The sequence below is a fragment of the Streptomyces sp. NPDC090025 genome (genome assembly GCF_044748125.1).
Taxonomy (GTDB): Bacteria; Actinomycetota; Actinomycetes; order Streptomycetales; family Streptomycetaceae; genus Streptomyces.
The window spans coordinates 241,662-259,987 of the sequence record NZ_JBIVFL010000011.1 but is presented as its reverse complement, the minus strand read 5'-3'; the positions used below and the strand labels follow the sequence as shown (position 1 = coordinate 259,987).

General features: G+C 72.5%; 17 protein-coding genes. 5 read left to right on the top strand and 12 right to left on the bottom strand.

Annotated features, from left to right (window positions below; all coding sequences use genetic code 11):
- Positions 1 to 163: 163 nt before the first annotated feature.
- Positions 164 to 1,198, bottom strand: a complete 1,035-nt coding sequence (locus ACIPXM_RS24730; RefSeq protein WP_401659083.1) for an LLM class flavin-dependent oxidoreductase — start codon at positions 1,196 to 1,198, stop codon at positions 164 to 166.
- Between the two features lie 274 nt (positions 1,199 to 1,472).
- Between ACIPXM_RS24730 and ACIPXM_RS24725 the strand changes: the two genes are divergently transcribed.
- Positions 1,473 to 1,805 (top strand): ATP/GTP-binding protein, encoded by a 333-nt coding sequence (locus ACIPXM_RS24725; protein ID WP_401659080.1) that lies wholly within the window; start codon positions 1,473 to 1,475, stop codon positions 1,803 to 1,805.
- A gap of 32 nt (positions 1,806 to 1,837) precedes the next feature.
- On the opposite strand, the gene ACIPXM_RS24720 is transcribed toward ACIPXM_RS24725, so the two are convergent.
- The 7 genes from ACIPXM_RS24720 to mce all read right to left on the bottom strand — a co-directional run bounded on the left by ACIPXM_RS24720 (position 1,838) and on the right by mce (position 12,097).
- Positions 1,838 to 2,698 (bottom strand): ABC transporter permease, encoded by an 861-nt coding sequence (locus tag ACIPXM_RS24720; RefSeq protein WP_401659078.1) that lies wholly within the window; start codon positions 2,696 to 2,698, stop codon positions 1,838 to 1,840.
- The gene (locus tag ACIPXM_RS24715) at positions 2,695 to 3,873 is read right to left on the bottom strand and encodes an ATP-binding cassette domain-containing protein (RefSeq protein ID WP_401659076.1); all 1,179 of its coding nucleotides are present in this window, start codon (positions 3,871 to 3,873) and stop codon (positions 2,695 to 2,697) included. The genes ACIPXM_RS24720 and ACIPXM_RS24715 overlap by 4 nt, the downstream gene beginning before the upstream one ends.
- A gap of 234 nt (positions 3,874 to 4,107) precedes the next feature.
- Positions 4,108 to 4,887, bottom strand: coding sequence for an ABC transporter permease (locus ACIPXM_RS24710; RefSeq protein WP_401659073.1), 780 nt, complete (start codon positions 4,885 to 4,887; stop codon positions 4,108 to 4,110).
- A 3-nt stretch (positions 4,888 to 4,890) separates the two neighbouring features.
- Positions 4,891 to 5,880, bottom strand: coding sequence for an ABC transporter ATP-binding protein (locus ACIPXM_RS24705; RefSeq protein ID WP_401659070.1), 990 nt, complete (start codon positions 5,878 to 5,880; stop codon positions 4,891 to 4,893).
- A 211-nt stretch (positions 5,881 to 6,091) separates the two neighbouring features.
- Positions 6,092 to 7,027: a cellulose-binding protein gene (locus ACIPXM_RS24700; protein WP_401659067.1), complete on the bottom strand. Its 936-nt coding sequence runs from the start codon at positions 7,025 to 7,027 to the stop codon at positions 6,092 to 6,094.
- A gap of 114 nt (positions 7,028 to 7,141) precedes the next feature.
- Positions 7,142 to 11,431 carry a polarized growth protein Scy gene (gene scy, locus ACIPXM_RS24695; protein WP_401659188.1) on the bottom strand — a complete coding sequence of 1,430 codons (4,290 nt, stop codon included), beginning with the start codon at positions 11,429 to 11,431 and terminating at the stop codon, positions 7,142 to 7,144.
- Positions 11,432 to 11,644: 213 nt separating this feature from the next.
- On the bottom strand, positions 11,645 to 12,097 hold the full coding sequence (mce, locus tag ACIPXM_RS24690; RefSeq protein ID WP_401659064.1) for a methylmalonyl-CoA epimerase: 453 nt from the start codon (positions 12,095 to 12,097) through the stop codon (positions 11,645 to 11,647).
- Between the two features lie 136 nt (positions 12,098 to 12,233).
- On the opposite strand from mce, the gene ACIPXM_RS24685 reads away from it, so the two are divergent.
- Positions 12,234 to 13,436: an acetyl-CoA C-acetyltransferase gene (locus ACIPXM_RS24685; RefSeq protein WP_401659061.1), complete on the top strand. Its 1,203-nt coding sequence runs from the start codon at positions 12,234 to 12,236 to the stop codon at positions 13,434 to 13,436.
- A gap of 114 nt (positions 13,437 to 13,550) precedes the next feature.
- Positions 13,551 to 14,507, top strand: coding sequence for a methylmalonyl Co-A mutase-associated GTPase MeaB (gene meaB, locus ACIPXM_RS24680; RefSeq protein ID WP_401659058.1), 957 nt, complete (start codon positions 13,551 to 13,553; stop codon positions 14,505 to 14,507).
- 87 nt (positions 14,508 to 14,594) lie between these two features.
- Here the strand turns inward: meaB and ACIPXM_RS24675 are convergent, their stop codons facing one another.
- The 4 genes from ACIPXM_RS24675 to ACIPXM_RS24660 form a co-directional block, all read right to left on the bottom strand.
- Positions 14,595 to 15,071 carry a MarR family winged helix-turn-helix transcriptional regulator gene (locus ACIPXM_RS24675; protein ID WP_401659055.1) on the bottom strand — a complete coding sequence of 159 codons (477 nt, stop codon included), beginning with the start codon at positions 15,069 to 15,071 and terminating at the stop codon, positions 14,595 to 14,597.
- Between the two features lie 81 nt (positions 15,072 to 15,152).
- Positions 15,153 to 15,953, bottom strand: a complete 801-nt coding sequence (locus ACIPXM_RS24670) for an AIM24 family protein (RefSeq protein ID WP_401659052.1) — start codon at positions 15,951 to 15,953, stop codon at positions 15,153 to 15,155.
- The gene (locus tag ACIPXM_RS24665; RefSeq protein ID WP_401659050.1) at positions 15,950 to 16,600 is read right to left on the bottom strand and encodes an AIM24 family protein; all 651 of its coding nucleotides are present in this window, start codon (positions 16,598 to 16,600) and stop codon (positions 15,950 to 15,952) included. Before ACIPXM_RS24665 ends, ACIPXM_RS24670 begins: the two co-directional genes overlap by 4 nt.
- The gene (locus ACIPXM_RS24660; RefSeq protein WP_401659185.1) at positions 16,600 to 17,232 is read right to left on the bottom strand and encodes an AIM24 family protein; all 633 of its coding nucleotides are present in this window, start codon (positions 17,230 to 17,232) and stop codon (positions 16,600 to 16,602) included. Before ACIPXM_RS24660 ends, ACIPXM_RS24665 begins: the two co-directional genes overlap by 1 nt.
- Positions 17,233 to 17,345: 113 nt before the next feature.
- Between ACIPXM_RS24660 and ACIPXM_RS24655 the strand changes: the two genes are divergently transcribed.
- Together ACIPXM_RS24655 and ACIPXM_RS24650 are read left to right on the top strand one after the other, a co-directional pair.
- Entirely contained in the window at positions 17,346 to 17,690 is a 345-nt protein-coding gene (locus ACIPXM_RS24655) for a DUF3817 domain-containing protein (protein WP_401659048.1), read from the top strand.
- Positions 17,687 to 17,980: an MTH1187 family thiamine-binding protein gene (locus ACIPXM_RS24650; RefSeq protein ID WP_401659045.1), complete on the top strand. Its 294-nt coding sequence runs from the start codon at positions 17,687 to 17,689 to the stop codon at positions 17,978 to 17,980. The genes ACIPXM_RS24655 and ACIPXM_RS24650 overlap by 4 nt, the downstream gene beginning before the upstream one ends.
- The last annotated feature ends 346 nt before the right edge of the window (positions 17,981 to 18,326 follow it).

Genomic DNA, 18,326 nt, shown 5'->3' with positions numbered 1-18,326 from the left:
CGCCGCCCGACGCCGCGGGAGAGCAGTACGGCGTCGGCGCGGCGGCACGGTCCGTCCCTCCGCACCGGTCATGCCCTTCCCACCCACGGCCCCACCCACGGCCCTGCCCACAGCCCCGCCCGCACCCGCGTCGATCCTCCGGTGTTCACCTCGGGCGCGGGTCTCAGCCGAGCAGCGGGAGCACCTCGGAGCCGAGCCGCCGCAGATTGTCCTCGGTCGCGGCCAGGTCCCCGGAGCCCTCGGCGAGCAGCGCGAAGCGGGTGATGCCGGTCCGCTCCGCGGTCGCCGCCAGCCGGTCGGCGGCCAGCTTCGGAGTGCCCACCGGATGCAGCGCGCACAGCAGCTCGGTGTACGCCACCGGGTCCCGCATCGACCGGAACCGGCCGTCCACGGTCACATGCGCGTCCAGGCCCTGCTTCAGCCAGCCGGGCATCGCCTTCACCAGGGTCTCCGCCGCGTCCGCCGTCCGGTCCGCGAGCTGCACCACACCGGCCGACACATGCTGGGCGCCGATCGCCGCGATCTCGTCCGGGGTCCGGCCCGCCTCCCGCGCGCACCGCTGCCAGCAGGCCACCATCTCGGCCTTGTCGGCGTCGCCGCAGTGCATCCCGAGCAGCATCGGCAGCCCGCGCTCGGCGGCCAGCCGCACGCTCTTCGGCGAGGTGCAGGCGACCACCACCTCGGGGGCGGCGGGCCCGCCGATCAGCTCGCCGGGCGCCGGGACCACCGCGACCTCGCGGAAGGAGAATCGTTCTCCCTGGGCGCCGACACGGGACTCGCCGAGCCAGCGGAGCAGCAGGTCGAGGGAGTCGGGGAAGCCCTCCTCGTACGCCGGGAGCCCGGCGCCGAACACCTCCAGGTCGACCCACGGCCCGCCGCGGCCCACCCCGAGGGTGAATCTGCCGCCCGAGGCGACATGCAGCAGGGCGGCCTGCTCGCCCAGCGCCACCGGGTGCACGGTCGGCAGCACGCTGACCGCCGTGCCCACCCGCAGCCGCCGGGTCCTGCCGAGCAGCAGGGCGGCCAGGGTCACCGCCGAGGGACACACCCCGTACGGCACGAAGTGGTGCTCGGCCAGCCAGACCGCGTCGAGGCCCGCCTCCTCGGCGACCTCCGCGGTCCGCACCGCCCGGTGCAGCGCCTCTGCCTGACCCTGCCCCGGAAACTGGGCGGCCAGCACGAACGTACCCACGCGCATCGCTTCTGCCTCCTCGCGGCCGGCGCGTCAATCCCCGGCGGGCCCTTCCCGGCATCCCCGGCGGCCCTCCGGCGGCCCCCGGGCCCCGCTCGGACCCGGGGCCCGTGTACCCCTCGTACCGGCAACAACGCCTGACACGTGCCAAAGGCAACGGCCCTTCATGAAGTTCTTGCGATTTTCGGCTGATCCGCCGCGACCGGGTGCCGGGCCACCCGGTCGCGGCCCGTAGGCTTGACGGAACCGTCCGTGTCCCCGACCCGAGCGAGGTGCCGAAGTGTCCCCGCGCCACAACCGCCCCCGAGGCGGCGCGAAGCCCGACGATCAGCCGGGCGGCGAGCCGGGCGACCGCTACGGCGGTGTGCAGAGCACCGAGACCTGGCAGGGCGAGGAGTGGTACGTCCGGCACGTCGCGGGCGCCAGCGCCCCCGGCAAGCGCTACCGCTGCCCCGGCTGCGACCAGGAGATCCCGCCCGGCGCCCCGCACCTGGTGGCCTGGCCCGAGTACGGCGGCGTCGACGACCGCAGGCACTGGCACAAGGCGTGCTGGAACGCGAAGGACCGCCGCACCACGCGGGTGCAGCGGTCCCGTAACGCCCCCCGGCACTGAGCCGGGGGCTGGGCCCCCCAGGGGCCTCCCGGTCAGACGTCGCGGCTGTTGAGCAGCGCGAACGCGCCGCCGAGCACCGCGGCCGTGATGCCGGCCAGGATGAACACCGACTCCCAGCCGTGCGGGCCCTGGCCGTTGAACGGCGGGCTGTCGCTGTAGAGCGCGATCATCTGCGACGGCACCGCGTACATCAGCAGCCACTCCTGCAGCGAGCGCAGCGCCTCGGACATCATGAACAGCGCCGCCACCAGCGGCAGCAGCAGCACGCCGACCATCGCCGCGATCGCGCCCGCCGAGTGCCGCAGCACCGCGCCCACGCCCATCGCGAGCAGCCCGAGCAGCGCCATGTACAGCCCGGTGCCGACGGTGGCCCGCAGCCACTGGTCGGCGGTCGGCGCCGTCCAGTCGACGATCGACACCTGGAGCGCGCCGACCACCCCGGCCACCACGGTGACCGTGGTGAACACCAGCAGGAAGAAGACGATCGCCTTCGCCGCGAGCACCCGGCCCCGGCTGGGGCAGGCGGTCAGGGTGGTGCGGATCATGCCGGTGCCGTACTCGGAGCTGATCGCGAGCACGCCGAGCGTGATCACACAGATCGAAGCGGGCAGCATCCCGAAGAAGCCGAGGCTGAGCACCGTCTCCTCGGCGGGCGCGCCCTCGTTCGAGGTCGCGTTGGCGGCGACCGCGGCCACGGCAAGACCGATGCCCACCATCAGCAGCACCGCGACACCGAGCGTCCACATCGTGGAGCGCACCGACCGGATCTTGGTCCACTCGGAGGCCAGCGCGTCGCCCAGCGTCGCCCGGCGCACCGGGATCGGCGAGACGTACACGTACGGGGCGGGCGGCGGGCCCGGGGCGGCGGGCGGCGGAGTCATCGGGGCGCTCATCGGACGTCCTCGGGGTTCTGGCCCTGCGGTGCCTGCGGCTGCGCGGCCTGCGGCTGCGGTGCCGGGGCTGCCTGCGGTGCGGGTGCCTGCGGTGCCTGGGGTGCGGGTGCCTGCGGGGTGGCGTACGGGTTCTGTCCGGGCGGCGGCGGGGCGTACCAGCCCTGCTGCGGCACCTCGGGCGCCGCGTACTCCGGCTGCGCCGGGCCCTGGTGCGCCTGGTGCGGCGGCAGCGGCGGCTGGAGGTGGGCGAGCCGGTCGTCGGTGGACCGGTAGTCCACGGCGCCCTGCGTCATCCGCATGTACGCCTCCTCAAGGGACGCCTGGTGCGGGGACAGCTCCCACAGCCGTACGTCGGAGCCGTGCGCCAGGTCGCTGATCCGGGGCAGCGGCAGACCGGTCACCCGCAGCGCCCCGTCCGGCTCGGACATCACCCGGCCACCGGCCTCGATCAGCACCGCGGTCAGCTTCTCGCGGGTCTGCGGCTCGGTCGCGGGGGTGCGCACCCGGGCGAAGTCGGCCGAGTTCGCCGAGATGAAGTCGGTGACGCTCATGTCGGCGAGCAGCTGGCCGCGGCCGATCACGATGAGGTGGTCGGCGGTCAGCGCCATCTCGCTCATCAGGTGGCTGGAGACGAAGACGGTCCGGCCCTCGGCGGCCAGCTTCTTCATCAGGTTGCGCACCCAGAGGATGCCCTCGGGGTCGAGCCCGTTGACCGGCTCGTCGAAGAGCAGCACCTGCGGGTCGCCGAGCAGCGCCGCCGCGATGCCGAGCCGCTGCCCCATGCCCAGCGAGAAGCCCTTGGAGCGCCGCTTGGCGACGTCCTGGAGGCCGACCACGCCCAGCACCTCGTCGACCCGCTGGGCCGGGATCCCGGCGAGCTGGGCGAGCGAGAGCAGGTGGTTGCGGGCGCTGCGGCCGCCGTGCACGGCCTTGGCGTCGAGCAGCGCGCCGACCTGCCGGGGCGCGTTCGGCAGCTGCCGGAACGGGTGGCCGCCGATCGTGACGTGCCCGGCGGTGGGCCGGTCGAGACCGAGGATCATGCGCATGGTGGTGGACTTGCCCGAGCCGTTGGGGCCCAGGAAGCCGGTCACGTGCCCCGGCCGCACCTGGAAGGAAAGGTTGTACACGGCCGTCTTGTCGCCGTAGCGCTTCGTCAGGCCGACTGCCTCGATCATTCAACAGCCCCATCGACAGGTCAGGTCATGTCCTCGTCGGGGCGTGGCGGCCGCTGGCCGGAGCCCCCCGTACGAGCGAAGAGCTTATCGAGCCGTTTACGGTTCCGCCGCTGCCGGAATCGTGACCTTCCCGGAAACGGCGGAGCCGGGACCCCGTGGGGCCCCGGCTCTCCAGGGTTCCGGGCGCCCGCGGGCGCCGGGGACATGACCGGTGTCACGAGGACATGACCGGTGTCACGCGTCCCGCTGCTTCAGGACCGCGTACCCGCCGAGCAGCGCCGCGAGCACCCACAGCACCATGATCGCGAGCCCGCCCCACGGCCCGTAGGGCGCCTTCTCCGAGCCGAGCGCGTCCGGCACCACCTGCATGATCTTGGAGCCGGCCTGGTCGGGGAAGTACTTCGCGACCTCCTTGGCCTTCGGCACCGCCGACAGGATCTGCGAGATCAGGAAGAAGAACGGCACCAGGATGCCGAGCGACAGCATCGAGGACCGCAGCATCATCGTCACGCCCATCGAGAACAGCGCGATCAGACACATGTAGAGCCCGCCGCCGACCACCGCCCGCAGCACGTTGTCCGCGCCGAGCGTGGTGCGGTGCTCGCCGAGCAGCGCCTGCCCGAGGAAGAACGACAGGAAGCTGGTCGCCAGACCGACGACCAGGGCGAGCCCGCCCGCCACCATGACCTTGGAGAACAGGAAGGTGGCCCGCTGCGGCACCGCCGCCAGCGAGGTGCGGATCATGCCCGAGGAGTACTCGGTGCCGACCACGAGCACCCCGAACACCACCATCGCCAGCTGCCCCAGCACCATCCCGGAGAAGCTGACGAAGGTCGGGTCGAAGGTGGCCCGCTCCACGTCGGACAGGTCGTCGAAGGTCGACTTCAGCAGCGCGGACAGCGCCGCGCCCATCGCCACCGTCACGATCAGGGCGCTCGCGAGCGTCCACACCGTCGACGAGACCGTCCGGATCTTGGTCCATTCCGACTGGAGGACCGCGGGTACCGCTGCCATCGCTCAGGCTCCCTTGTAGGTCTCGCCCCACTGGGGCCCGGCCGGTGACTGCGGCGGTGCGGCCGGCGGCCGCGCGCCGCCGACGTCGGTGCCGTGCGCGTGGTACTCCACCGCGCCCGCCGTCATCTGCATGAACGCTTCTTCGAGCGAGGCCCGCTGGGCGCTCAGCTCGTGCAGCACCAGCTGGTGCGAAGCGGCCAGCTCACCGAGCTGCTCGGTGGTGGCACCGTCCACCTCGATCGTGCCCGCGCCCGCCTCGACGGCGATGAAACCGTTCTCGTGCAGCACATCGCGCAGCCGCTCCTGCTGCGGCGAACGGAGCCGTACATAGCTGCGGGAATTCTGCTGGATGAAATCCGCCATCGACGTGTCGGCGAGCAGCTTTCCCTGCCCGATCACGATCAGATGATCGGCCGTCAGGGCCATTTCACTCATCAGATGACTCGATACGAAGATCGTCCGGCCCTCTCCGGCGAGCGCCTTCATCAGATTGCGGATCCAGTGAATTCCCTCGGGATCAAGACCGTTCACCGGCTCGTCGAACATCAGGATCTCCGGATCACCCAGCAACGCCGAGGCGATTCCCAGGCGTTGCCCCATCCCGAGCGAGAAGCCCTTCGACTTCTTCCGCGCCACCGCCGTCAGACCGACCAGACCGAGCACCTCGTCGACCCGCCGGGCCGGGATCCGGTTCGACTGCGCCAGACAGAGCAGGTTGTTGTACGCCGAACGCCCGCCGTGCATCGCCTTCGCGTCGAGCAGCGCCCCGATGTACTTCAACGGCTCCTGCAGCTCGCGGTAGTGCTTGCCGTCGATCCGGACCGACCCGCTCGTCGGGTTGTCCAGGTCCAGCATCATCCGCATCGTCGTCGACTTGCCCGCCCCGTTCGGCCCCAGGAAGCCGGTGACCACGCCCGGCCGCACGGTGAAGGTGAGATGGTCGACCGCCGTCTTCGACCCGTACCGTTTGGTGAGACCCTCAAGCTCGATCATGCGTACCAACCTACGGGTACGGAAAATCCCCCGCCACCGGAATGACAGGGGATTTCGGCCGTCGTGACCGAGACTTCACCGGGGCGACGCCCGACGCCCGCCGGGCGCCCACCGGGAGCCCGCCGGGCCGCGCACCACGGCCCACCGACCCAGGGGCCCCCGAAGGGGCCCCGTACGGCGAAGGCGGACCGCTCGGGCCCGCCCGCTGGGCTCAGCGCGCCTGCTGGGCCGGGACACCGGCCGTACGCTCGTCGTCGATCGGCGAGCCGGCCGCCGCCACCGCGGCACCGGTCAGCGTGGCCAGCATCTCGCGGACGTTGGTCAGCTGCGCGTTGATCGAGTCGCGGCGGTTGGTGAGCGCCGCCAGCTCGCGCTCCGATTCGCTGCGGATCCGGTCCGCCTTGGCGTTCGCGTCGGCCACGATGTCCTCGGCCTGGCGCTGCGCGGTCTCCACCGTCTGACGGGCCCGGCGCTCGGCGTCCGTGCGCAGCTTCTCCGCCTCCAGGCGGAGCTGCTCGGCGCGGTGCTCGATCTCCGCCAGGCGCTTCTCGGCCTTCTGCTGACGCGAGGCCAGGTCGCGCTCGGACTGCTCGCGGCGCTTGGCCAGGTTGGTCTCGAAGTCCGCGGCGGCCTGGGCGGCCTTGGCGCGGGTCTCCTCGAACAGCGCGTCGGCCTCCTCGCGCTTCGACTGCGCGTCCTTCTGGGCCTCGGCACGCAGCGAGTTGGCCTCGCCCTGCGCCTTCTCGACGATCCGGACGCCCTCGTCCTCGGCCTTCGCCTTGCGCTCGGCCGCGAACGACTCGGCGTCGTTGCGGACCTGCTGCGCGGCGGAGTCCGCCAGCTCGCGGTGCTGCTCGGCGGCGCGACGGGCCTCCTCACGCAGGTCCTTCGCCTCCTCCTCGGCGAGCCGGAGGATCTTCTCGACACGCGCACCGAGCCCGGCGTACGACGGCTCGGCGTCGCTGACCTGGGCCTGGGCGTTCTGCGTTTCGAGGTGCAACTCCTCGATGCGCTTTTCCAGAGAGGTGATTCGGGCCAGAGCACTGTCACGGTCGGCGACGAGCTTGGTAATGCGGTCGTCCACCTGACCGCGGTCGTAACCACGCCGCACGAGCTCGAAGCCGAAGGGGGAGGAAGTGTCGCTCATGGGGTTCCTGTCGAATGAGACCGGTGAGGTGTTAGAGGGAATCCTAGGGGTCCGAGCGGCGTGTCATCGAGCGTATGCCCGTTTGATCTGGAGAATGTCCAGCCTTTTGAGTGGCTAGCCTTCGGTGTCCTTGCCGCCCGAACGAGTGCCCCCCGAACGGGTGCCTCCCGCGGACGCGCCCGCCTTGACCCCGTCCCGGCCGCCGTCGGACTTCGCACCGGAGGAAGGCGTCTCGAAAGACTCCAACGCTTCCAGCACGTCCTGGACACGGGAGATCTCGGCATTGATGTCCTCGCGCCTGCGCACCAGGACGTCCAGCTCGCGCTTCCCGCCGGCGATCGTCTCCTCCGCCTCCGCCTCGGCCTCGGCCTTGACCCGCTCCGCGTCCGCGACCAGCTTGGCCGTCTTCTGCTCGGCCTCCTTGAGCAGCCCCTCCGCCTTGCGGACGGCGGCGATCCGCACCCGGCTCGCCTCCGAAGTCGCCTCCGAGAGCAGCTCCTTGGCCTTCTCGTCGGCCTCGGCGCGCTGCTCCTCCGCGGCCTTCACCAGCTTGTCGACCCGCTCGCCCGCCGTCTTCATCTGCTCGGACGTCTCGCGCCTGGCGCGCTCGTGCAGCTCCTCGATCTCGCCCTCGATCCGGCCGCGCAGCTCCTCCGCCCGCTCCCTTATGGCGGTCGCGTCGGTGCGCGCCCCGACCAGCAGCTCGTCGGCGTCCGTACGGGCCTTCTCCACCAGCGAGTTGCCCTCGATGGTCGCCTCGGCGACGATCCGGTCCGCCTCCTTGCGGGCCGCGCCCACCATGGTGTCGGCCTGTTCCTCGGCCTCGGTGGTGGCGCGCAGCGCCTCCTCCTGGGCCTTCGCCATCAACTGGTCGGCCTGCTCCGCCGCGTCCGCCCGCTTGCGCGCCCCGGCCTCACGGGCCTCGTCGAGCGTGCGGTCGGCCTCGGCCCGCGCGTCGGACCGCATCTCCTCGGCCGCCGCCTCGGCGTCCGCCTTGAGCCGCGCCGCCTCGGTCGCGATCCGCTCGGCCTCGGCGGCCGACTCGGCGGCGATCCGCTCCGCCTCCGCCGTCGCCTCGCCGACCAGCGTGTCGGCCTGCCCGGCCGCGTCCGCGCGCCGCTTGTCGGCCGCCTTGCGGGCCTCGTCGAGGATCCGGTCGGCGTCCGCGAGCGCGGCACTGCGCAGCGCCTGCGCGTGCGCCTCGCCGTCCACCTTGACCTGCTCGGCCTCGGTACGGATGCGCAGCGCGTCCTGCTCCGTCGACTCGAGCAGCTCGGCCGCCTCCAGGGTCAGCCGCTCCGCCTCCGCCGTCGCCTCGCCGATGAGGGTGTCGGCCTGCTCGGCCGCGTCCGCGCGCCGCTTGTCGGCTGCCTCGCGGGCCTCGTCGAGGACCCGCTCGCCGTCCGCCCGGGCAGCGGCCCGCAGCTCCTCCGCCTCGGCCTCGCCGGCCGCCTTGACCTGCTCCGCCTCGACCCGCAGCAGTTCCGCCGCCGCGGTCAGCCGCTCGGCCTCCGCCGTCGCCTCGCCGATGAGGGTGTCGGCCTGCTCGGCCGCGTCCGCGCGTCGCTTGTCGGCTGCCTCGCGGGCCTCGTCGAGAACCCGCTCGGCCTCCGCGCCGATCCGCTCCGCCTCGGTACGGGCGTCGCCGACCACCGTCTCGGCCTGCGCCGCCGCCTCCGACCTGATCCGGTTGGCGTCGTCCCGGGCGTCCGCCCGGGTGCGGGCCGCGTCCTGCTCGGCCGACGCCAGCGCGTCGGTCGCCTCGGTCCGTACCCGCTGGGCGTACTCCGCGGTGTCCCCGCGCAGCTTCTCCGCCTCGGCGATCGCGTCCCCGACCGTCCGCTCGGCCAGCGCCTTCGCCGCCTCGGACTCCTCCTGGGCGCGCTCCCGGGTGCGGTTGGCGTCCTCCGACGCCCGCTCCCGCTCCTCGTACGCGTCGGCGCGGACCCGGTCCGCCTCCTCCTGCGCCTCGGTACGGGTCCGCTCGGCCGCGTGCTCGGCGGCGCTGCGCAGCCCGGCGATCTCCTCGTCGGCGCTCTCGCGCAGGCCCGCGACCGAGTCCCGTACCTCCTGCGCGGTCGTCTCGGCCGCCGACACCGTCTCGGTGGCGCGCGCGTCCGCCTCCGCCACCAGGCGGTGCGCCTCGGTCTGCGCCTCCTCCACCCGGTTGCGGGCGGCGGCGAGCAGCTCCTCGCTCTGCTCCCGGGCCAGCTCACGCTCCCGGCCCGCCTCGGTGCGCGCCGAGTCCAGCGTCTCCTCGGCCTCCCGGCGGCGCCGGTTGGCCTCCTCCTGGGCGGCCGACAGCGCCTCGGCGGCCTCCGCGGCGACCCGCTCGGCCGCGGCCGCGGCCTCCGCGCGGACCCGGTCGGCGGTCTCCTGCGCCTCCGAGCGCAGCCGCTCGGCCTCGGCACCGGCCTCGGTCCGCTCGGTGTCCGCGGCGCTCTCCGCCTCGGCCCGGGTCGCCGACGCCTCGGCCGCGGCCTCGGCCCGCAGCCGCTCCGCCTCCTGCTCGGCCTGCGCCTGCAGCGTACGGATCCGCTCGGCGGACTCGGTGCGCTGCCGCTCGGACTCCTCGGCGGCCTCGCGCCGGATCCGCTCGCCCTCGGCGCGCGCGTCCGTCAGCTCCTGACCGGCGGACGCCAGCTTGGTCTCCGCCTCGGTGTGCAGCCGGGTCAGCTCGTCGGCCGCCTCCGCCCGCCGGGCCGCGGCGGCCCGCTCGGCGTCCTCGCGCAGCGTCGCCGCCGCGGCCTCGGCCGCCTCCTTGACCGACTCGGCCTGCTCCTCGGCCTCGCCGCGCATCCGCTCGGCCTCGGCCCGGGTGCGCTCCAGGGTCTCCTCGGCCTGGGTGCGCAGGGTCTGCGCCCGCTCCATGGCCTCGCCGCGCACCCGCTCGCTCTCGGCGCCGGCCCCGGCCCGCAGCTCGTCCGCGTCGGTGCGGGCCTTGGTCAGCAGCTCCTCCGCGGTGCGTGCCGACTCCTCGATCTGCTGGACGGCCTCGCGGCGCGCCTCGCCGCGGATCCGCTCGCCCTCGGCGATCGCCTCGGCGCGCAGGCCCTCGGCCTCGCCGCGCAGCCGCCGGGCCTCCTCCTGGAGCTCGACCGTCTTGGCCCGGTACTCCTTGGTGTCGTCCTTCGCCGACCCGAGCAGTTCGTCGGCCTGCTCCTCGGCGGTGGACCGCAGCCGGTCGGCCTCGGTCTCGGCCTCGCGGCGGATCCGCTCGGCCTCCTCGGTGGCCTTGCGGGTGGTCTCCTGGGCGTCGGCGGACGCCTTGGTCAGCACCTCCTCGGCCTGCCGCGCGGCCTTGGCCAGGGCGGCGGCGGAGTCCTCGGCGGCGACCGTACGGGCCTTCTCACCGGCCTCCGAGACCAGCTTCTCGGCCTCGGCGGTGGCTTCGCGCAGCTTCTCCGCGGCCTGCTCCTTGAGGGCCTCGGCCTCCTTGGTGGCCTCGGCGACGAGCCGCGCGATCTCCGCCTTCGCGGTCCTGGTGCGCTGTTCGCCCGCGGCCTCGGCGGCCGACAGCTGGCGGGCGGCGGCGTCCTTGGCCTCGGCGAGACCGCGCTCGGCCTCGGCCCGGGCCTCGCGGAGCCTGTCCTCGGCCTCCTGGAGGCGGACCTCGGCGGTACGGGAAAGATCGGCGGCCTGACGGCGCGCCTGGTCGGTCTCGGCGGTGGTCGAGGAACGCAGCTGCTCGGCGTGGCTGGTGGCTTCCTGGGCCTGGCTGGTCGCGGCGCCGATCAGGCGCTCGGCGTCCTTGCGGGCCCGGAGCAGAATCGCTTCGGCCTCGGCCCGGGCCGCCTCCGCCTCGGCGCCGGTCCTGCGCCGGGTCTCCTCGGCGAGCCGGACGGCCTCCGCGCGGGCCGCGGTCAGCGACTGCTCGGCCTCCGCCCGGGCCTCCTCCATCAGGCGGCGGGCCTGCGCCTCGCTGCGGGCGCGGAGCTGCTCGGCCCAGGCGACGTTCTCGTTGACGTGCGACTCGACGGTCTGGCGGCGCTCGTTCAGTTCCTGGTCGAGCTGCTGACGGCGCTGCACGGCCTCGGTGTGCAGTTCCGACTGGAGCCGGGCCTGCTGTTCGGCGTGCTCCTGAAGGATCCGCTGGGTCTGCGCCCGGGCGTCGCGCAGCTCGCGCTCGGCGTCCTGCCGCAGCTGCTCGGCCTGGGCCTGCGCCTGGCGCAGCATCTGCTCGGCCTGATAGCCGATGTCCGCGCTGTCGTAGGCGGGCCGGGACGCGATGGTGCGGCGCGCCTCGTGGAGCTTGGCGCGCAAGACCTCGACCTGGTACCCGAGGTCCTCGGCGTGCTGGACGGCCTTCTCTCGCTCCTTCTTCAGCCGCTCCATCTCGGCCTCGAACCGCGAGAGATGGTCGTCTTCAGCTCGGTGGCTCTCCTGGCGTTCGTAGCCCCGCACTGCGCGGTCCATCCTTCCCCGAGCTCTGCGAGCAGGGGAGACCCCAACCCGGTCGCAACGTTCCGACGGGCACCGTTCACCGGACTGAACGGCCCCCCGGGGAATCGTGGCAGATCGGACGACCCCGACATCCCGACTTCGGCACCGCGCACGCGCGGCTCCGACCGGCCCCGGCCCGGAGTCGCCCACTCTACCGGGCCGGGAATCCGGAGGTCAGTGCTCCGCCGAGGACCGGTGCTCCGACGGGGGCGCCGAGGTGACGAGTTCGGTCAGTACGCCGTGACAGTCCTTGGGGTGCAGGAAGGTGATCCGGGACCCCATCGAGCCGGTCCGCGGCTCGTCGTAGAGCACCCGGACGCCCTTGCCGCGGATCGCCTCGGCGTCGCCGTCCACGTCCGCCGTGCCGAAGGCGATGTGGTGGACGCCCTCGCCGTTCTTCGCCAGCCACTTGCCCACCGCGGAGTCCTCGCGGGTGGGTTCGAGGAGCTGGAGGTAGGAGGCCCCGCCGTCCGAGGTCTCGTTGATCTTGAGCATGGCCTCCCGCACGCCCTGCTCCTCGTTCACCTCTTCGTGGAAGACCTCGAAGCCGTACGTCGCCCGATAGAACTCGACGGTCCGGTCCAGGTCGAAACAGGCGATCCCGATGTGGTCGATTCGCGTCAGCATGGCTCCAGTGCAGCGCCGACCGGATGGTTACGCAACGTGCGCGCCGTCACACCGGCAGGCCGGTGACCCGGCGCGGCACGGCTCAGTACATTGACGTAAACCCTCGTTCACTCCTCATCCCAAGGGGCTGTGCCTCATGTCTGGAACGACCGGTACCACTTCAGTGATCGTCGCGGGCGCCCGTACGCCCATGGGGCGCCTGCTGGGCTCGCTCAAGTCCTTCTCGGGCGCCGATCTCGGCGGTTTCGCGATCAAGGCCGCCCTGGACCGGGCGGGCATCGGCGGCGACCAGGTGCAGTACGTGATCATGGGCCAGGTGCTCCAGGCGGGCGCCGGTCAGATCCCCGCCCGGCAGGCGGCGGTCAAGGCCGGCATCCCGATGAACGTGCCCGCGCTCACCATCAACAAGGTGTGCCTGTCCGGCCTCGACGCCATCGCGCTCGCCGACCAGCTCATCCGCGCGGGCGAGTTCGACATCGTGGTCGCGGGCGGCCAGGAGTCCATGACCAACGCCCCCCACCTGCTGCCGAAGTCCCGCGAGGGCCACAAGTACGGCGCCATCGAGATGCTCGACGCCATGGCGTACGACGGCCTCACCGACTCCTTCGACGGCGTCGCCATGGGCGAGTCCACCGAGAAGCACAACACCCGCCTCGGCATCCCGCGCGACGTCCAGGACGAGATCGCCGCCCTGTCGCACCAGCGCGCCGCCGCCGCCCAGAAGAACGGCCTGTTCGAGGCCGAGATCACCCCGGTCGAGATCCCGCAGCGCAAGGGCGACCCGGTGCTCTTCGCCCTCGACGAGGGCATCCGCGCCGAGACCACCGTCGAGTCCCTCGGCAGGCTCCGCCCGGCGTTCAGCAAGGACGGCACCATCACCGCGGGCAGCGCCTCGCAGATCTCCGACGGCGCCGCCGCCGTGGTCGTGATGAGCAAGGCCAAGGCCGAGGAGCTGGGCCTGGAGTGGATCGCCGAGATCGGCGCCCACGGCAATGTGGCGGGCCCGGACAACTCGCTCCAGTCGCAGCCGTCGAACGCGATCCGGCACGCCCTGGCGAAGGAGGGCCTGGAGGTCGGCGACCTCGATCTGATCGAGATCAACGAGGCGTTCGCGGCCGTCTCCCACCAGTCAATGAAGGACCTCGGCGTCACACCGGAAAAGGTGAATGTCAACGGCGGCGCCATCGCGCTCGGCCACCCCATCGGCATGTCCGGCGCCCGGCTTGTGCTGCACCTGGCCCTGGAGCTGAAGCGGCGCGGCGGCGGCGTGGGCGCGGCGGCGCTGTGCGGCGGCGGCGGCCAGGGCGACGCCCTGATCGTACGCGTGCCCGGCAAGTAACCCCGCCCGGCAACCCCGCACTCCCGCCCGGCAACCCCGCCCGGGGCCCGGCCCGTTCGGCCCGGGCCCCGGCCCCCGCCCCGCCCCCGCTCAACCGGCAAGGAGCAGCTGCACATGGTGGACGTCCCCGCACTGGTCGCCCAGGCACGGGAGGGCCGGCCGCGCGCCGTGGCCCGGCTCATCTCGCTCGTGGAGGGGGCGTCGCCGCAGCTGCGCGAGGTGATGGCGGCGCTCGCGCCGCTGACCGGCAACGCGTACGTGGTCGGGCTCACCGGCTCACCGGGCGTCGGCAAGTCCACCTCCACGTCGGCGCTGGTCGCCGCGTACCGGCGGGCGGGCCGTCGGGTCGGGGTGCTCGCGGTCGACCCGTCCTCGCCGTTCAGCGGCGGCGCGCTGCTCGGCGACCGGGTCCGGATGTCGGAGCACGCCTCCGACCCGGGCGTCTACATCCGCTCCATGGCGACCCGCGGCCACCTCGGCGGTCTCGCCTGGTCGGCCCCGCAGGCGATCCGGGTGCTCGACGCGGCCGGCTGCGAGGTGATCCTGGTGGAGACCGTGGGCGTCGGCCAGTCCGAGGTGGAGATCGCCTCACAGGCCGACACCTCGGTGGTGCTCCTTGCGCCCGGCATGGGCGACGGGATCCAGGCGGCCAAGGCGGGCATCCTGGAGATCGGCGACGTGTACGTGGTCAACAAGGCCGACCGGGACGGCGCCGACGCCACCGCCCGCGAGCTCAACCACATGCTGGGCCTCGGCGAGTCCCGGGCGCCGGGCGACTGGCGGCCGCCGATCGTCAAGACCGTCGCCGCGCGCGGCGAGGGCATCGACGAGGTCGTGGCGGCCCTGGAGAAGCACCGGGCGTGGATGGAGGAGCACGGGGTGCTCACCGAGCGCCGACGGGCCCGGGCGGCCCGCGAGGTCGAGACGATCGCGGTGACCGCGCTGCGGGCCCGGATCGGCGATCTGCGCGGCGACCGGCGGCTCGACGCGCTGGCGGCCCGGATCACGGCGGGGGAGCTGGACCCGTACGCGGCGTCGGACGAGCTGATCGAGAGTCTGACCGGCCAGTAGGGCTCTGACATGACGGTGGCCGGGGGGGGGGGGGGGGGACGCCCCCCCCCCCCCCCCGGCCACCGTCATGTCATGTCCTGAGATGCGCTACGGCTTGCCGCGTCGGCCGCGGAGCTGGTCCGCGATCGGCTTCAGCGACTCGTGGAGGTCGCTGAACGCCTCCGGGCTGAGCTGGTCGACGAAGTGGCGGCGGACCGACTCGACGTGGTGCGGGGCGACCTTGTGCATGGTCGCCATGCCCTCGTCGGTGAGCACCGCGTAAAGCCCGCGCCGGTCCGACTCGCAGTTCTCGCGGCGCACCAGGCCCGCGTTCTCCATGCGGGTGATCTGGTGCGAGAGGCGGCTCTTGGACTGCAGCGTGGCCGCCGCCAGGTCGCTCATGCGCAGCCGCCGCTCGGCCGACTCCGAGAGGTTCACCAGGATCTCGTAGTCGTTCATCGTCAGGCCGAACGGCTGGAGGTCCTTCTCCAGCTGGTACGTCAGCATTCTCTGGACGTCCAGGAAGGTGCGCCAGGCGCACTGCTCGGCGTCGGTGAGCCAGGGGGTGGCCGTCTCGGTGTCCATGTATGGAGTCTACCTAAAGAAGTTGAATACTTGACGATTTCTGGGAGTGTGTTCGACGCGTCACTCTCCGCAGACTACCGCTCACAGCCCGAAGCGACGCTGTAGGTCCCCGAGCTGTCCGGGAAGACGCGGTACCGAACTCTGCTGACCATGGCCGGAACCGTACGGTGCCGAAGACCCCGGGACGCCCGGCTGGGCGCCCGGCTCGCCGATCGCCCGCTCCGGCATCAGCAGCTCCGTCGACTGGAGCAGCACCGTGCCCGCCCCGACGAACTCGAACTGGTGCTCCTCGCCCGAGGTGCCGCCGAGACCCGTCAGTGCCCGCACGCCGCCCATCACTCCGGTCAGGTAGCCGTGGTCGTAATGGTGACAGGGAGAGGGGCAGTCCGCCCAGCCGACCAGCGCCTGCGGATCGACCCGGAGCGGCGGCTCCATGAACACCACCGGACCGTTGGACGCCGCCACGAACTTGCCGGTTCCGATCAGCGTCACGAAACCCGGCACGATCGACTGCTTCAGCGCCAACGTGGGCTGGTAGGCGAGCAGATTGCCCGACCTGATCGTCAGATTGCCCTGGTCCAGGTCGAACGAGTTCACGTCGAAGGCCCGGTCCGCCAGCAGCATCTTGCCGCTGCCCTCCGCCACCACCCAGTCGCTCGCGTGCAGCGGCGAATGGAACGACGTCCGCACCAGCCGGTCGAGCCGCCCGTGCCCGATGCCGTTGAACTCGATCCGCCCGTAATAGGCGATCATCTTCCCCTTCTGCAGGAACCACTGGGAGCCCTTCAGCTCCACGCAGAAGGTGTACGCGTTGACGTTGTCGTCGCTCGGCAGTGAGTGCGGATCGAGAACGACCGGGCCCTGGCTCGCATGGGTGCTCACAGCTTCTCCTCCGACGCCTGCACGTACACCGCACCGCTCCCGCTCAGCTCCAGCTGGAACGCCTCGCCCGAACCGCGCCCCACCATGTCCCGCCAGCCCAGCGCCGTGGACAGCTTGTTGCGGACGTCGCCGTGGTGCGCCACGTACGCCTGCGGGTCGACGTGCACCGGCCGGCCCGGCGTGATCGGCAGCTCGATGACACCGCCGTGCGCCATCACGGCCACCGCGCCGCGCCCGCGCAGCGTGGTGGTGAACAGGCCCTGCCCGGTCACCTGACCGCGCACCATGCCCATGACACCGCCCTGCGCGCCCATGAACATGGTCCCCTGCTCCAGGGTGCCGTCGAAGGCGAGCAGCCGGTCCGCCTCCACGTAGAGGGTGTCGCCGGTCAGCTCGATCACCTGGATGTGGTGACCGCCGTGCCCGAACATCACGGTGCCGCTGCCCTCGACGGTCATCAGCGGGGTCGCCTCGCCCGCCACCCGGCGGCCGATCATCGACATCAGGCCGCCCTGGCCGCCGGCGATGTTCGGCGTGAAAGTGACGTCGCCGCGGTACGCGAGCATCGCGCCGCGCTGGCTGAACATCCGCTGCCCGGGGATCACCTGGGCCTCGATCATCTTGGAGTTGATCTCGCGGAAGGGCATCAGACGTCACCGCCGATCGTGTTCCGCTCGCTGGGCTGGACGTACACGAGTCCGTCGCCCTCGAAGCGCATCTGGAACGCCTCGCCGCCGCCCTCGCCGAGCAGTGTGCGGAAGGTCACACCGGACTGGAGGTGCTGCTGGAGGTTGCCCTGATGGGCGATGTACGCGCCGGGGTCGACCGACAGCGGGTACTGCGGGGACACCCGGAGCACCACCGCCGGACCGTCGGACATGATCGCGGCCTGCCCGCTGCCCTCGACGGTGGTGGTGAACAGACCGTTGCCGGAGGCGCCGCCGCGCAGCCCGGTGAAGGTGGTGCCGGTGCGCAGCCCGGCGTCGGTGCAGAGCAGGTTGCTGGCCTCCACGAACAGCTTGTCGCCGTGGAGTCGCACGAGGTTGATCTCGGAGGCCCGGTCGGCGAACCAGCAGGTGCCCTGCCCGCGGACCTCCATCACCTCCATCTGCTCACCGGTCAGGCGCCGGGTGACCATGCCGCGCAGGCCCTCACCGCCGCCGGACATCTTCTTGAACGCCATCTGGCCGTCGTAGGCGACCATCGCGCCGTTCTTCGCCTTGACGGCGTCGCCGGTCATGGTCACGGCGAGGACTTTGCTGCCCTGGAGTCGGAACATTGCCACGGAGGGACGGTACTGGCCCCCCGGATAAAGGGACAGCAAAGTCGGCATGCACAATGGAACGGCCCTTGTGCATCCGTTCACAAGATCGAACGAAGGTGACCCCTGCCGTGGACATCAAGACCGCATCCTCCCTGCACCGGCTCCGGCTGATCTCCGGGCCCGAAGGAGTGTCGTTCCTGCTCCTCCTGGTCTGCTCGGTGCTCAAGCGGACCACGTCCTTCGACGCGGTGCCGGTGATGGGCATGGTCCACGGCGTGCTCTTCATCCTGTACGTGCTGTTCTGGCTGGACGCCTGGAACCGCACCAAGTGGAGCTTCGGCACCGCCGCCCTCTACTTCATCCTCTCCGTGCTGCCCTTCGGCGGCTTCGTCGCCGAGCGCCGCCTCAAGCGCGCGGCCGAGGACGCGGTCATCGCCTCCCGCGCCCGTCGCGAAGGTGTGGTCAAGGCATGATCGTCGCGTTCTCGGTGACCCCGCTCGGGGTCGGTGAAGAGGTCGGCGAGTACGTCGCCGACGCGGTCCGCGTGGTCCGCGAGTCCGGTCTCCCGAACCGCACCGACGCCATGTTCACCTCGATCGAGGGTGAGTGGGACGAGGTGATGGACGTCGTGAAGCGCGCCGTCGCCGCGGTCGAGGCCCGCGCCCCGCGGGTGTCCGTGGTCCTGAAGGCGGACATCCGCCCGGGTGTGACGGGCGGTCTGACGTCGAAGGTGGAGACGGTGGAACGGCACCTGGCCGGCTGACTCGGGCTGCGCGCCGTTGGCGGGCCGGTTCGCGTACCTGCGCCTGCGGGGCTGCGAACTGGCCCCCGTCGTAGCTGCGCGGAACGCTGTACTCAGATCGGCAAGTCCCAATTGCCCATGGGGGCCAGCAGACGGCCCCCCCTCGGGTGAAATCTCCGCTCGCATGTCATACAGAGGGAACTGGTTGCACTCGTCCCAGCGTCGGCGTACCTCCTCCAAGCTGTCCCAGAGTCGGGGGGGGGGGGCCCGGGGGGCCCGGGGGGGGGCCGCCCCCCCCGGGCGGGGCCCCCCCCCCCCCCCCCCCCCCCCCCCCCCCCCCCCCCCCCCCCCCCCCGCGGGGGGGGCG